15 protein-coding genes and 1 pseudogene are annotated in these 13,770 nt (G+C 46.4%); 13 read left to right on the top strand and 3 right to left on the bottom strand.

The annotated features are described in order from the left end of the window. Positions 1 to 256: 256 nt before the first annotated feature. Positions 257 to 502, top strand: coding sequence for a UPF0175 family protein (locus RIG66_RS29125; RefSeq protein ID WP_006105527.1), 246 nt, complete (start codon positions 257 to 259; stop codon positions 500 to 502). 168 nt (positions 503 to 670) lie between these two features. Here the strand turns inward: RIG66_RS29125 and RIG66_RS29130 are convergent, their stop codons facing one another. After that, positions 671 to 1,318, bottom strand: a complete 648-nt coding sequence (locus RIG66_RS29130) for a M23 family metallopeptidase (protein ID WP_446382890.1) — start codon at positions 1,316 to 1,318, stop codon at positions 671 to 673. Between the two features lie 528 nt (positions 1,319 to 1,846). On the opposite strand from RIG66_RS29130, the gene RIG66_RS29135 reads away from it, so the two are divergent. From RIG66_RS29135 to guaA, 3 genes are all read left to right on the top strand, one after another. Continuing rightward, on the top strand, positions 1,847 to 2,320 hold the full coding sequence (locus RIG66_RS29135; protein ID WP_446382892.1) for a hypothetical protein: 474 nt from the start codon (positions 1,847 to 1,849) through the stop codon (positions 2,318 to 2,320). 39 nt (positions 2,321 to 2,359) lie between these two features. Beyond that, positions 2,360 to 3,472, top strand: coding sequence for a cobalt-precorrin-5B (C(1))-methyltransferase CbiD (gene cbiD, locus RIG66_RS29140; protein ID WP_446382894.1), 1,113 nt, complete (start codon positions 2,360 to 2,362; stop codon positions 3,470 to 3,472). A 126-nt stretch (positions 3,473 to 3,598) separates the two neighbouring features. Continuing rightward, complete coding sequence (gene guaA, locus RIG66_RS29145) at positions 3,599 to 5,227, top strand: glutamine-hydrolyzing GMP synthase (protein ID WP_446382896.1); 1,629 nt, start codon at positions 3,599 to 3,601, stop codon at positions 5,225 to 5,227. Positions 5,228 to 5,419: 192 nt separating this feature from the next. Here guaA and RIG66_RS29150 read toward each other — a convergent pair whose 3' ends face one another. Both RIG66_RS29150 and RIG66_RS29155 read right to left on the bottom strand, forming a co-directional pair. Beyond that, positions 5,420 to 5,836 (bottom strand): rhodanese-like domain-containing protein, encoded by a 417-nt coding sequence (locus RIG66_RS29150; RefSeq protein ID WP_446382898.1) that lies wholly within the window; start codon positions 5,834 to 5,836, stop codon positions 5,420 to 5,422. Positions 5,837 to 5,952: 116 nt separating this feature from the next. Further along, positions 5,953 to 6,474 carry a phosphoribosyltransferase gene (locus RIG66_RS29155; protein WP_006105570.1) on the bottom strand — a complete coding sequence of 174 codons (522 nt, stop codon included), beginning with the start codon at positions 6,472 to 6,474 and terminating at the stop codon, positions 5,953 to 5,955. Between the two features lie 299 nt (positions 6,475 to 6,773). On the opposite strand from RIG66_RS29155, the gene RIG66_RS29160 reads away from it, so the two are divergent. The 9 genes and pseudogenes from RIG66_RS29160 to RIG66_RS29200 all read left to right on the top strand — a co-directional run. Continuing rightward, positions 6,774 to 7,214 (top strand): patatin-like phospholipase family protein, encoded by a 441-nt coding sequence (locus tag RIG66_RS29160; protein WP_446382899.1) that lies wholly within the window; start codon positions 6,774 to 6,776, stop codon positions 7,212 to 7,214. A 62-nt stretch (positions 7,215 to 7,276) separates the two neighbouring features. Then, positions 7,277 to 7,837 carry a patatin-like phospholipase family protein gene (locus RIG66_RS29165; RefSeq protein ID WP_446382900.1) on the top strand — a complete coding sequence of 187 codons (561 nt, stop codon included), beginning with the start codon at positions 7,277 to 7,279 and terminating at the stop codon, positions 7,835 to 7,837. Between the two features lie 385 nt (positions 7,838 to 8,222). Continuing rightward, positions 8,223 to 9,065 carry a 16S rRNA (adenine(1518)-N(6)/adenine(1519)-N(6))-dimethyltransferase RsmA gene (gene rsmA / locus RIG66_RS29170; RefSeq protein ID WP_446382902.1) on the top strand — a complete coding sequence of 281 codons (843 nt, stop codon included), beginning with the start codon at positions 8,223 to 8,225 and terminating at the stop codon, positions 9,063 to 9,065. Between the two features lie 124 nt (positions 9,066 to 9,189). Next, complete coding sequence (gene ispE, locus RIG66_RS29175; protein ID WP_446382904.1) at positions 9,190 to 10,155, top strand: 4-(cytidine 5'-diphospho)-2-C-methyl-D-erythritol kinase; 966 nt, start codon at positions 9,190 to 9,192, stop codon at positions 10,153 to 10,155. A 134-nt stretch (positions 10,156 to 10,289) separates the two neighbouring features. Further along, the gene (locus RIG66_RS29180; RefSeq protein ID WP_446382906.1) at positions 10,290 to 11,690 is read left to right on the top strand and encodes a protein kinase domain-containing protein; all 1,401 of its coding nucleotides are present in this window, start codon (positions 10,290 to 10,292) and stop codon (positions 11,688 to 11,690) included. A 183-nt stretch (positions 11,691 to 11,873) separates the two neighbouring features. Then, complete coding sequence (locus RIG66_RS29185; RefSeq protein ID WP_446345935.1) at positions 11,874 to 12,095, top strand: hypothetical protein; 222 nt, start codon at positions 11,874 to 11,876, stop codon at positions 12,093 to 12,095. A gap of 667 nt (positions 12,096 to 12,762) precedes the next feature. Then, positions 12,763 to 12,930 (top strand): reverse transcriptase N-terminal domain-containing protein, encoded by a 168-nt coding sequence (locus RIG66_RS29190; RefSeq protein WP_446382909.1) that lies wholly within the window; start codon positions 12,763 to 12,765, stop codon positions 12,928 to 12,930. Positions 12,931 to 13,037: 107 nt separating this feature from the next. Continuing rightward, entirely contained in the window at positions 13,038 to 13,481 is a 444-nt protein-coding gene (locus tag RIG66_RS29195; protein ID WP_446382911.1) for an HNH endonuclease, read from the top strand. Between the two features lie 152 nt (positions 13,482 to 13,633). After that, a pseudogene (locus tag RIG66_RS29200) lies at positions 13,634 to 13,770 on the top strand (ISL3 family transposase); the annotation flags it as partial.

Raw genomic sequence — 13,770 nt, forward strand, 5'->3', positions numbered from 1 at the left:
GAAAACCACTCTTAAGTAGAATGTCACTGACTGGTATGCTGGTGGACCCTTGCGAAGTCGAAACCCACGATGGCGGACTGACACAGCTAAAATTGTGGAATAGATTTGACGTTTAAACTGGGCGCAAGCCTTGCGCCCCTACAATTCTAATCTACCATTTTAGGTGTGCCACGACACTACGGTATATTAAAGGTTTTGGCGATCTAACAAGGCTTATTTCAGTGCCATTGCTCTTAAGTAGAAGGATAGTTTGCCGATGAGTTTAGTTATTTCTGATGAAATTATTCGGGCAAGTGGATTATCTGAACCTGAATTCCTCTTAGAAATTGTTCTGCTGCTATTTAAGCAGAAAAAAATAAGTCTGGCTAAGGCAAGTCATTTGCTAGGGATGCCCCGGATTCGGTTTCAGCACGAATTAGCGTCTCGTCAGATTCCGATTCACTATGATGTGGAGGATTTTGAGACGGATTTAAGCAATTTACGGGCAGCAGGACGGTTGTGATTGTTATTAGTGATACGTCTCCTATTACTTAGGAAAAATGTACCCTTGCTCCCCCAGCTCCCAGACGTGCCATGGCACGTCTCTACATTGGCTTCCCCAGCGTTCGACTGAGCGCTCACGCCGAAGTCTTCCCCCGCTCCCCTCACCACAAGACTTATTCAGCAACCCCTAATTCGATGCTGTTTGCCGTCGGTACATTTCCCGGAGAACCAAGGCGGGGTCAATGTATTTGTCGGCATACTTTAACCCCCAATGCAAATGAGGACCCGTGGTGCGTCCGGTCATACCCACACGACCAATTCGGGTTCCGGTGGGTATCTGTTGACCTTTCCAGATTTGAATCCCGCCACTGCGATCGCTCAAATACACGCCTTGGTTATCTGTTTCCACATGACCTTTGAGGTGACAGTAGATATGCTTCCACTCACCGGATTGGATGGTGATAGAGGTGCCACAGGCGGTATTATCGGAGAGGGATACCACCTGACCTGCCCACCAGTTGCGAATGTAACTGCCTTCGGGTGCGGCGATGTCTAAGCCGCGATGAAATTCTGTACCTGATCCACGGGGAGAACGACGGTAGCCGTAGGGGGAGGTATAAGCCTGAAAATTCTCAACGGGAAACGAACCTCCCTGCCAATAGGTGTTGGTGTTGGTCGTTATCTGAGTCGGCATAACCTCTGAGGCGGTCACTCGGTTTTGGGTGATGACTCCCCAGAGGATAAAACTGATTAAACTTAGTCCAGCGAACAGGAGAAAGCGTTTTACGGTTGTCTTGTGTTTTTTGTGTCGTTGGCGTGGAAATACTCCTGACATTTCCTCACTCCTCGATGGGATGAACGAACAAGTGGTTAGCTTCGCTACCTTAACATGAATGGTACTGACTGGTATGCTGGTGGGTTTCGACTTCGCTCAACCCACCCTACGGTATATCAAGGGTTTCGGCAATCTTAAACGGCTTCAGTTAGCTGCCTTAAACCTTAACATTTCCCAGCCTGAGATAGGTAGATCAGCATCAACTTTTTTCTTAGAACATGCGACAATTTACTGAGGCGGATACCGGGCTGGCAAGGCTATTATGGATTGGGGAGTATGGAGCGTGATAGCACAAAACATTACTGTAGGTTGGGTAGAGCGTAAGCGTTACCCAACAAGAGATTTTGGGAGTTGGGTTACTCTGCGAGAAGGCTCCGCCTACGTTCCTCAACCCAACCTACACAGGTGATATGCTCCCAATGGATTGTGGCATAGTAACGCTTCCTGTTTCAGCGAGACGCCTGAAAATTTTGATGGTGATTTCTACCTTCTTTCAATGTCTTCCACCCTTTATACTTTAGACTTCAGATGACAGCGACGGTCAAAATTCAGCCTTCTGGCTTCTGCGTTCGGTATCCCAAAACCTCCTGGCGAGTCACCTTCGTTGAGGAAGCGTCCGGGAAGTTTCGGTTTTCACTGATTGGATCTGATTTTAAGTTTGAACCCAGAGATCGCTATCGTTACCCTTCTCATGATGATGCTAAACGCGCTGCTGTTTGCTTTCTGGAGTTGATGAAACGGTTAGCTCGTTCCCGGATGCGCCTAAGTGTGCTAGCTGAAATTGGTCTGTTGAAATTCCCCCAACACCAGCATCGAGGTTATAAAGTGTGGTTGGTAGTAGACCGCGCCCGTTATTCCTGGGAAGCTACTCGACAAGATGGTCTTTGTATTCGATCGCAACGCTGGTACAAGCGACCGGAAACCGCGTTATCTAAAGCACAGCAGCATATTGACTGCGAGTATGCCAAGTCTCAGATCCGGGATGTTATTGGTTGGGTTTAGGGCGTCGCTTTGTCCCAGTGAAGAATCGAATGATCTACCATGTCAATGAGATCTGGATATACTCTACCCGTCTTTGCTTGTGCTTCCGCTATGGCGGCGTTGCAGTGGTTGCGCCAAGCTAAACCCCTAGATGCCGTATCTGTAGACTTAATTGAACCTCAAGAAACGGCAGACATTCCGATTGAGCAAGTCGCCGGAATTCACCCAGGAATGGCATTGGCAATTACCCGCAGTGATCCGGGGGATAATATTGATCTAACCCGAAATACTCCAATTTGGGCAGTTGTGGAATGGGGACAATCTGAGCAAATCGAACAGGTAAAGATAGTCGGCGGTGAAGGTATTGGGCGACAATTAAATGCCGCCGGAAAAGCGGCAATTTATGCCTACGCTGAGACGTTATTACAACGGAATCTCAGTCGCTTACTTGCACCCGATGAGAAAATTCAGGTGACAATTATTTTACCCGAAGGACGTAAACTGGCAGAACGGACATCGAATGCTGCATTTGGTGTGCTAGAAGGATTATCATTGTTGGGAACGACAGGTATTTCTCAACCGTTAAGCGCTCCTGAACAACTGCAAGCTTATCGCGAACAACTGCAAATTAAAGCCCTCTGTTTTGATTGTTTAGTCTTCTGTGTGGGAGAAAATGGGTTAAGTTTGGCGCGACAGATGGGAATTAATCCAGAGCAATTAGTCAAAACGGCTAATTGGCTAGGATCTCTATTAGTGGCGGCGGGATTGCAGGAAATCCCCGGACTTTTATTATTCGGGTATCATGGTAAGCTGATCAAGTTAGCGGGAGGCATTTTTCACACCCATCATCACTTAGCTGATGGACGCTTGGAAATTCTCACCGCTCATGGCGCTCAAGTGGGATTACCCACGCCGATTTTACAGGCAGTTTTTACCAGTCCCACCACCGAAGCCGCGTTGACCTATTTGCGGCAATTGGATGCTAAGGAGGGCAGTGATTGGGTGAATCAGATTTATCGGGCGATCGCGTCTACGATAGATAAACGTAGCCAAGACTATATTTATAAGCATAGCCAGCAAGAAGTACGAGTCGGTTCCCTGTTATTTGATCGCAACCGCCAAGTCATCGTCACTAGCCCAACGGGAGCCACATTACTTTCGCAATTATGTTAAGTTGGTAAGAATATCTATAAAGCTTGGCTCCATCTGTTAAACCAATAGATTCTCGCTGATCAGTAGCAGACTTGCTCAGCGAGATATATCCTGATCTTACTCAAATTGCGCTTACAGGACAAAGCAGTGACTAGACCCACAGGAAACGCATCTCAACCAGTAGAGACATTACCCACAACCCCTCTACAAAACCAGTTACATCGCCAGATGATTGTGATTCTGGATTTTGGCTCTCAATATTCAGAACTCATCGCGCGTCGTATCCGCGAAACTCAGGTGTATTCGGAAGTTATTTCCTATCGCACCAGCGCTGAAAAACTCCGACAACTGAGTCCCAGAGGAATTATTCTATCGGGAGGTCCGAATTCCGTCTACGATGACGCTGCACCTCAGTGTGATCCCGAAATTTTGCATCTAGGTATCCCTATCTTGGGGGTTTGCTATGGGATGCAGTTAATGGTACAGCAACTAGGTGGGAAAGTAACTCGCTCTCAACGGGGAGAGTATGGCAAAGCCGAGCTGCATATTGATGATCCCACGGACTTGTTGACGAACGTGGAAGAAAGTTCAACGATGTGGATGAGCCATGGGGATTCCTGTCAGGAATTGCCAGACGGCTTTGAAGTCCTAGCCCATACCGATAATACTCCTTGCGCCGCGATCGCGGATCACCAGCAGCAGCTCTATGGGGTGCAGTTTCACCCGGAAGTCGTGCATTCGGTTGGCGGTATCGCGTTAATTCGCAATTTCGTGTATCACATCTGCAACTGCGAACCCACTTGGACGACGGAAGCCTTTGTCGAGGAAGCCATTCGCGAAATTCGCGCCAAGGTGGGGGATAAACGGGTATTGCTGGCTCTTTCCGGTGGTGTGGATTCCTCAACCCTAGCTTTCTTATTGCACAAGGCGATTGGCGACCAATTGACCTGTATGTTTATTGACCAAGGCTTCATGCGAAAACTGGAGCCAGAACGATTGGTTAAGCTATTTCAGGATGAATTCCATATTCCTGTAGAATATGTTAACGCCCGCGATCGCTTCCTGGCTCGACTGGAAGGGGTGACTGATCCCGAAGAAAAGCGTCGTCGGATTGGTCATGAGTTTATTCGTGTCTTTGAAGAACAATCCAAAATCCTGGGTCCTTTTGACTATTTGGCTCAGGGTACGCTTTACCCCGATGTGATTGAGTCAGCGGATACTAATGTTGATCCCAAAACCGGGGAACGGGTGGCGGTGAAAATTAAGAGTCATCATAATGTGGGGGGTTTACCCAAAGACTTGCGTTTTAAGTTAGTGGAACCCCTGCGGAAACTCTTCAAAGATGAAGTTCGCAAAGTGGGGCGTTCCATTGGTTTACCCGAAGAAATTGTCCGGCGTCATCCCTTCCCCGGACCCGGATTAGCGATTCGGATTATTGGCGAAGTCACCGCAGAACGGCTGAATATTTTGCGTGATGCGGATTTGATTGTGCGCCAGGAAATTAATCGACACGGACTTTATAAAGAACTTTGGCAAGCGTTTGCTGTTTTACTCCCGATTCGCAGTGTTGGGGTAATGGGGGATCAGCGCACGTATGCGTATCCAGTTGTGCTGCGTTTGGTCAGTAGTGAGGACGGGATGACGGCGGATTGGTCACGAGTTCCTTACGATTTACTCGAACTCATTTCTAATCGGATTGTGAATGAAGTTAAGGGTGTGAATCGGGTGGCTTACGATATTACCTCTAAGCCACCGGGAACGATTGAGTGGGAATAGTCATTTAGGGAAGCGGGGGGAGATGAGGGAGATGAGGGAGATGAGGAAGTCGTGTGCCTGGGAACCTTGGGAAGATAATTAGAACTGTTTTCTCAGGATATGTGGAATGTGAGTTCCGCAGAATCCCCCTTTTTCTAAAAGGGGGAGTGTCAAGGCAATGTCGATAACGTTTGAAGTTATACCAAAACCCAATTAAAGTTGCTCAGCAGGGCCCTCTGTTGGACCAGAAATCGCTTTCCAAGCCGTTAATCCACCTTTGAGAACAGATACAGATTCAAAACCGGCTTCCCGCAGTTGGGATGCGGCTTGATTGCTTTGTTGATCATTGTCAGCGTAGACGTAGATCTCACGTTGCGGTTCGAGACTGGATATGGCACGATCCGTTAATTCATCCATCGGCATAGGCACCGCACCTCTGATCCGAGCCTGGTTAAAAGCCGCGCGATCGCGAACATCCAAAATTGTCAAAGCGGGTTCACCCCATTGGAGGCGGGATTTAACGGCTTGAGCGCTAGACTCTGGCATCTGTTGGGGTGGTGGGGTAGGAACTGCCTCAGCTACGTTTTCCTTTGCCTCGGCGATGGGGTTCGTTGTTTGTGGGTCTGACATAATAGTTGTGTAGTGATAAGTCCTAATTAACTCACCATACTCAAAGTTGCCTTCTACAAACGTCTTTCTTTAGACATAAGGTTTAAAATGCTGTGCAACCTGATAAGTACAAATACTTAGGCTTCCTTGACCAAATAGCTTGCGGCTAACTCAGTCGGACTTATCTGTTCGTAAGGTTCAAAGGGTTGATGAATCCAGGGATTGTCGGGTAAATAGTCCATGTAATAATCAGGGGTGATTAGGGAGTGAGCTTTGTACCACAAAACCGCCGTGCGAATCTCCTCCAGTTCATTCCCATACCGTTCCTCTAGCCAATTCATCGATTCCCGTAGGCTAACGCCGGAATCCACTAAATCATCCACCAGCAGCACACGATTCCCCAAGGTTTCCGTTGTCATCGTCAGATGGTGGGAAAACGTGATTTCACCTCGGACACGGTTTTGGGAACCCCCATAAGAGGATGCAGCAAGAATCGCTAAGGGTTTACCATAAATTCGGCAGAGGATATCCCCCACCCGCAGTCCTCCTTTAGCAATGCAGACAATTTGGTTAAACTCCCAGTTGGCTTGATAAATCTTGACAGCTAGGCGTTCAATTTTTTTATGGTATTCTGACCAAGTAACATATAGATCTGACATAAGTATGGTTTAGTAAAGGGTCAATCGGGATAGAATGGTTCCCTTAAATCCTAAATAGGAAACCGGGAATAGGAAACGGAAAACAGTAGCAAAGTGGTTCGAGTGTTTTTTGGGTCATTAGCAACTAGCCTAGGATTTCATGCCTGATTGGGACATGCTCTATAAGTTATAAATGTGATGCCAAAAAAATACCCTATTCCAACTTTTGCCCACTTTCTCTATTTATTGATTACCTAAACGCTTTTCTGAAAACTGTAATACAAGTTACAATTAAACGAGAGTTGGGGAGACATTTAAAAGTGACCTATCGAATTTTAAGCCTAGATGGTGGAGGCATTCGCGGCATTATCTCAGCCGTCATCTTAGCAGAAGTTGAACGAGTTCTCAACCAACCTTTGAACCAATATTTCGATTTGATTGCCGGAACGTCTACCGGTTCAATCCTCGCCTCAGCTATCGCCACGGGACGCAAAAGCCAGGAGATTATCAGGCTCTATCAAGAGAAGGGGGCAAGAATTTTTCCTTATCAAGGTCGTTTTTCCCCCCGGCGGTTGGGATTAGTGTTTCAATACGGTCTTTCAGCACCGCTCTACCCAGATGACGGCTTAATTCAAGTGTTACAAGAAGAGTTTGGCTCAACCCGGTTATCGGATATTGAGGATTCTCTGCAACTGATGATTATTGCCTACGATACAATGGGGCGAAAACCGATTGTAAGCTGTTCGGCATTTAAACCTTAATGTCAATAATGACGAAAGCCTTGTAGTGCGAGCATCTTGCTCGCTACTAATACCCAATTTAAATGCATGACAGCTTATTCAAAAGTTGGCGTCAAGACCAAGATTTTTTCACGATTCCTTTATGGGAAGCCTGCGTCTGTTCCTCCTCTGCACCCACCTATTTCCCAGCTCACCTTTTACAAACACCACGGCGACAATATTCGGTCATTGATGGTGGCGTTGGTGCCAACAATCCGGCAGCGGCGGCTCTGGCAGAAGCCCTACGATTAAATTATTCAATTCAAGACATTTCTGTACTCTCAATTGGTACTGGAAGTTCTGAGCGTCCATTTCCTTGGAATGAGACACGCGGTTGGGGATTGGCACAATGGGGATGGAAAGGACGCCTGATTGATGTATTATTTGATGCCTCTTCTGATATTCATGATTATATTACTCGGCAGATTCTGAGTTCTCAGGACTTAGATAATCGTGACTTTCAGCGCTACCTCCGTCTCCAACCCGATATTATGAGTTTTGAGATCGACAACGCCAGTCCGGAAAATATTGCTAATCTAACTATGTTTGCCCGAGATTACATCGCGGAGAACCAACAGAGGCTGAAAGATTTTTTAATCTTGTAGGGAGGGTTTAGGGATTCAATCTAGCTAAGCAAGAGGAGGCGATTGAAATCGCTGCTACACAAACAAAGTCCGCCTGCGCGGACTGGGTGATAACGGAGGTAAGCTGTAATGCATTTAAATTGGGTATTAGTAGCGAGCAAGATGCTCGCACTACAAGGATTGTGCCATTATTGATATTAAGGTTTAAATGCCAAACAGCTTAGCGTTTCCCGGATTTGGTATCATTCGTCATACTCGCTTTCATCGAGAAGCAAGCTACGTCCTTTGTCAAGGTTTGAGGCTTGTTTACAAAACAAGCGTGGGCGTGCTGTTTTATGCCAGTCCGACTACTTAGTTACCAACAACTGAACAACAAAACCCGCCCTTATTCATAATCAATACGCTAATGACACCCAAAGCCCATAAACAGTTCGCTCAACATTGGCTGCGTAGTGAAAAAGCCTTAAATCAAATCATAACAGCCGCCAAGTTGCAGCCGAGCGATCGCCTGCTGGAGATTGGTCCGGGAACGGGTGTGCTGACACGGCGACTCTTAGGGGAGGTGGAGTCATTGGTGGCGGTTGAGATTGACCGGGATTTGTGCCAACGTTTGGTCAAAAGTTTAGGTCAAAACGAGAATTTTTTACTCTTACAAGGTGACATTCTATCCCTGAACTTAGCCGAACATCTCGCCGCCTTTCCTCATTTCCAGTCTCCCAATAAAGTCGTTGCTAATATTCCCTACAACATTACTGGACCGATTTTGCAAACGCTGCTGGGAACCATCGCCCAACCGATTACTCCCGCTTTTGAGTTAATTGTACTCTTGGTGCAAAAAGAAGTGGCACAACGATTATGTGCCAAACCAGGTTCTAAGGCATTTGGTGCATTATCGGTGCGGGTACAATATCTGGCAGACTGTGACTGGATCTGTGATGTCCCCGCCAAAGCCTTTTCCCCACCGCCCAAAGTTGACTCTGCTGTTGTCCGCTTGCGTCCCCGAATTGTAGACCCCTCAGCCGATAACCCCCAACAGCTAGAAACCTTAGTCAAGCTAGGTTTTGCCAGTAAGCGGAAAATGTTGCGAAATAACCTCAAATCCCTGTGCGATCGCGATACAATTAACCAATTACTTGAACAAGTAGACAGTCATCCCCAAGCCCGTGCTGAAGACTTGAGCGTTAGCCAATGGGTTGCTCTGGCTAATCGCTTAAACCGAACAGAAGGGGGAGCAGAGGAAGCAATGTAGAGACGTGCCATGGCACGTCTGGGAGCAGGGAATTGACTGATGGATTATGTCCACAAAGCTGCACGAGTAACCTATTCGATGTAATTTATAATTCATAATTCATAATTTATAACTCATCATTCCCATGCGTTCCTACTCCCTCATCGCCCCTGCCAAAATTAATCTGTATCTGGAAATACTAGGCGATCGCGCCGATGGCTATCATGAACTGGCGATGATCCTGCAAAGCATTGAACTCGCTGATCAAGTGAGTGTCCGGGCTATTGGGACTCAAACCATTCAAGTTCACTGCGATCACCCGCAAGTTCCCCTAGATAAAACCAATCTGGCTTACCGGGCGGTGGATTTGATGAGTCAACAGTTTCCCGATTGCTGGGCGCAGTTTGGCGGTGTGGAAGTCACAATCAAAAAGAATATTCCCGTCGCGGCTGGATTGGCGGGAGGGTCAACCAATGCCGCCGCCGTTTTGGTTGGATTGAATATGCTTTGGCAACTGGGACTCACGCAGCCAGAATTACAAGAGTTAGCCGCGAAACTGGGTTCAGATGTACCCTTTTGTCTAGCTGGGGGAACCGCGATCGCAACCGGGCGAGGCGAAGAACTTGATCCCTTACCCAATCTGGATTCGTTCTATCTGGTGTTAGCCAAACATCAAAATTTAGCCGTTTCTACAGCTTGGGCATATCAAACCTATCGGTCTCAGTTTAGCAATAAGTATGGACGTTCTGAGGGAGTAGATAAATCGATAATAACTGAAACGATAAATCCCCCCACTCGTGTGCATTCGGGTTCAATGGTTCAAGCAATTTCAAATAAAAATTTCGCCAAAATTGGTCAACTGCTGTACAACGATTTGGAGCAAGTTGTACTCCCTAACTATCCCCAAGTCCTGCAACTGCGGCAAGCCTTTGAAAATTGCGGTGCATTAGGCACAATGATGTCCGGTTCGGGTCCTACAGTATTCGCTCTTTGTCAGTCTCAGGAACAGGCTCAAGCGCTTTTACAACAAGTCCAGTCAGAAATCCCTGATCCAAATTTAGGGTTTTGGGTAACAAAGTTTGCCAGTCATGGAATTCAAATTGTCTCCTAATAATGACTTAGAGAGAACAGGTATAACAGGGAACAGGAAATGGGCAAGCTGAGGGAGATATAGAAACGTAGTAGGAGATGTAGAGACGTAGCATGCTACGTCTCTACAGTTAGGGCGAATTTTGCTTATAACTTATGACTTATTGTATTAAACCGGGATGCCTGACACCAGAAAACATCGATTCCGCTCAATTTTGTCAAACCTGTGGGGAAATGCTACGGCTAAAAGAACGCTATCGCCCTCTACGCCCCCTCGGTAGCGGTGGATTTGGCAGAACATTTTTGGCAGTTGACGAAGATATTCCCAGTCAACCCTATTGTGTGATCAAACAACTTTATCTGGCAAATTCCGCTCCAGAAACCTTACCAAAAGCCAAAGAACTGTTTCAACAAGAAGCCATCCGTTTAGATGAATTGGGTAACCATTCGCAAATTCCCGCACTTTTGGCACATTTTGAACAGAATCAACAACTTTATTTAATTCAAGACTTTATTGCGGGGCTAACCTTGAGCGAGGAGTTAACCCAGCAGGGACAGTACAACGAAGAGCAAATTTGGGAATTATTGCGTGAACTATTACCCTTGATTCGCTATATTCATTCCCATCGTGTACTCCATCGAGATATTAAACCTGCCAATATTATCCGCCGCCAAGATGACGGGAAGTTAGTGTTAATTGATTTTGGCGTTGCTAAATTGCTGACGGATACCGCCTTACTGCAAACGGGTACAATTATTGGTAGCCCAGAATATATGGCACCGGAACAACTTAAAGGCAAAGCATTTTGGGCAAGTGACCTGTATAGTGTGGGAGTAACCTGCCTTTATCTAATGACTCAGGTCTCCCCCTTTGACCTGTATGATACATTCAATGAAACCTGGGTGTGGCGAGATTTTTTACCCCCTGGAACCCAGATTAGCGATCGCCTAGGCAAAATCCTGGATCAGTTAACTCATTCTAGCCTCAAACAACGCTATCAATCGGCTGATGAGGTGATCACGGATTTGACACCTGCTACCTCTCCTCCTGTCGGCACTCATTTTATCAACCTTTGGCAACCCAAAACCCGCAAAACTAAACGAAATCGTCTCGCCTCAGAAGTGGGAATTGACTATCAGCGACTAAAGCAACTTTTGGTTACCCATAAATGGCAAAAAGCAGATGAAGAAACCTGGATAATATTGGGTCAAGCCTGTGGCAAATTCCCCGGTTATTATCTGAAGTTGAGTGATATTCAAGAGTTACCCTGTGAAGACTTGCGGACTTTGGATCAACTATGGGAGAAATACAGTAAAAACCATTTTGGCTGGACAGTGCAACGTCGCATCTATCAAGAGGTTGAAGCCGATTATCCCAGGTTTTGCGATCGCGTGGGTTGGTCGGTTCACAATCCTCGCGTTCCGGATACAGCCTATCAATTTAATCTTAAAGCTCCAGCCGGACATCTACCATCCCGTCGCTGGGTGGGAGGCTATTACGACTGGTGGCGTCATGCTGAAGTTATGGCGGCGAAGTTGGAACAATGTGGTTTGTAGTAGGGGCTTTAGCCCTAGATCATCAGCCGAATTTCTCCCTTTTGGGGGACGATCTGGACACCAAAATCTTGTTACCAAAGAGAATAGGCTCGGAGGCTTTTGTCGGATGATATGTAGATTTGATCCGAACAAGCAAAAAACTCCGATAACCATTGCAGTGTAAAGAATATGGAGAATAAAATTATGAATACCCAAGACCAAGCACGGAAAATTGCCACTCAAGAACGTCTCGCCGACGAACAATTGAAACAAAACATGCTCAACCGTGCAGAAGCAGAAGTCGAAGCGCCCTCGGCTGATACCCCGACTCAAGAACGAAGCCGAGAATCAGCAGCCCAGCAGCGTGAGAAAGGTGAACACTTGCAAGACACCATGCAGAGTCGCGCTGAAGCCAACACACCCTAATGTTGTCAGCTAAATTTCTGAAATGTAGTAGTGGCGTGGCACAGCTTATTTGATGAATTAGGCGCGACCTGAACTGGTCATTTAGCACGGGAAGCCGACTTCCCTAGCGGATTCACACCTGCTACCCTCACGTAAAAGACTCAACAGAGTCCGGTCACGACCAAGTAGGTAACGAAACAGTCGGAATGCAGACCACAAAAGTAGCCAAAGCTGCCAGCCTACGGCGGTCAGGAGCAAGAGGGAAATCCCAATGGTGAACGAAAGTGAACTATCGTTTAAACGGCGTTACTCAAAGAGAAGCCAAAAAAGGCTGATAGGCTTTAACCAAAAGGTAAGTGGATAGGATTTATGACTCTAATTTTCATAAATCGTGTGAACAAAACCTCCACCGCCGAATAGATAGCAACCTAAAGGGGACTGAAAAGCTAGAGGATACAACAGGGTAAGCCCTACAGAGTCTAAGAGAGGTCGATTACTCTTAGTCGGTCTGAGGTAACAAAGACTTAACCCTCTGGAGGGTAAAGGATGGAAGAAAAAGCAAATGCTGGCTTGTAATGAGTCAGATAGGGATTGAAATATTATCCCTGACCGAAAGGAAAGCTGACCTCTTCTGGGTCTTACACGAAAGAAAATCACACAAGGGAATCTCGCTCTGAGGACAAGTTAGATGGTGTCATCACTGACAACAAACGGACTGAAGGGACAACTTGAAGACTGGAACCAGGTCAATTGGAAGAAAGTTAACAAGCTTGTTAGAAACCTACGGCAGAGAATCTTTCGTGCGAGAAAGCTTGGTGACTTTTGTAAGTATAGTAAAGAATGCACTAGAACCTGAATGGGAAGCCGTATTTGAAAAAAACTCTTATGGATTCCGACCGGGAAGAAGCTGTCAAGACGCTATAGACCAATGCTTCAAAAGATTAGGGTCTGGAGTAACTGGCGGTGATAAATGGGATTCGCAAGCGTTACTTCAAAACCATTAAAGGCAATAGATGGACATTCGCTTGTACCACAAGCGACCGCCAGGGAAAGGATAAAGAAGTTATCCTATACCAAATCGCATCTACTCCCATCGAACGCCATATCAAGGTTAAAGGAGACGCAAGTCCCGACGACCCCTCCCTAAAAGAATATTGGTATAAACGTCACCGGAAGCTTGGCAAAACTCGCTTTGATAAAGGTTCCAAACTTTATAAGATAGCCGAGAACCAAGACTGGAAATGTTCAAAATGTGGCGAACTTTTATTCAACGGAGAAGAAATCGAAATCCATCACATAGTACCTGTTGCTGAAGGTGGAACAGACGACGTGGAAAACCTCCAGCACATACACAAACCGTGTCACAAGCAGGTACATAAAATCCCAGTCAAATCTCGCTTGAAGTAAGGCTTGAGCCGTATGAGTGCGAAAGTCTCATGTACGGTTCTCAGGGGAGGGGAGAGGGGCGACCCTCAAACCTTACCCGACAATTACGGGGTCTTCCGGACTTAGTGTGCTAAACTGTTAAGATGGTGTCCCTAAAATCCAGGCTAGTAATTGTGAAAAGAGAAATAACAAAACTCCTTAACTTACCAGGAGTCATAGTTGAAAAAATCCAAGAGGCAGAAGGAACATTGATTTTATCGGTTAAAGTACAAAAGAAAACAGCTAAATGCCCCCGCTGTGGTCATGCTAG

Origin of the sequence: Coleofasciculus sp. E2-BRE-01 (genome assembly GCF_040221695.1) — a bacterium.
GTDB lineage: Bacteria > Cyanobacteriota > Cyanobacteriia > Cyanobacteriales > Coleofasciculaceae > Coleofasciculus.

Coding starts and splice junctions, on each gene's coding strand:
- RIG66_RS29125 (WP_006105527.1), top strand. CDS start 257: ATGAGTTTAGTTATTTCTGATGAAATTATTCGGGCAAGTGGATTATCT.
- RIG66_RS29130 (WP_446382890.1), bottom strand. CDS start 1,318: ATGTCAGGAGTATTTCCACGCCAACGACACAAAAAACACAAGACAACC.
- RIG66_RS29135 (WP_446382892.1), top strand. CDS start 1,847: ATGACAGCGACGGTCAAAATTCAGCCTTCTGGCTTCTGCGTTCGGTAT.
- cbiD (WP_446382894.1), top strand. CDS start 2,360: ATGTCAATGAGATCTGGATATACTCTACCCGTCTTTGCTTGTGCTTCC.
- RIG66_RS29150 (WP_446382898.1), bottom strand. CDS start 5,836: ATGTCAGACCCACAAACAACGAACCCCATCGCCGAGGCAAAGGAAAAC.
- RIG66_RS29155 (WP_006105570.1), bottom strand. CDS start 6,474: ATGTCAGATCTATATGTTACTTGGTCAGAATACCATAAAAAAATTGAA.
- RIG66_RS29165 (WP_446382900.1), top strand. CDS start 7,277: ATGCATGACAGCTTATTCAAAAGTTGGCGTCAAGACCAAGATTTTTTC.
- rsmA (WP_446382902.1), top strand. CDS start 8,223: ATGACACCCAAAGCCCATAAACAGTTCGCTCAACATTGGCTGCGTAGT.
- ispE (WP_446382904.1), top strand. CDS start 9,190: ATGCGTTCCTACTCCCTCATCGCCCCTGCCAAAATTAATCTGTATCTG.
- RIG66_RS29180 (WP_446382906.1), top strand. CDS start 10,290: ATGACTTATTGTATTAAACCGGGATGCCTGACACCAGAAAACATCGAT.
- RIG66_RS29185 (WP_446345935.1), top strand. CDS start 11,874: ATGAATACCCAAGACCAAGCACGGAAAATTGCCACTCAAGAACGTCTC.
- RIG66_RS29190 (WP_446382909.1), top strand. CDS start 12,763: ATGGTGTCATCACTGACAACAAACGGACTGAAGGGACAACTTGAAGAC.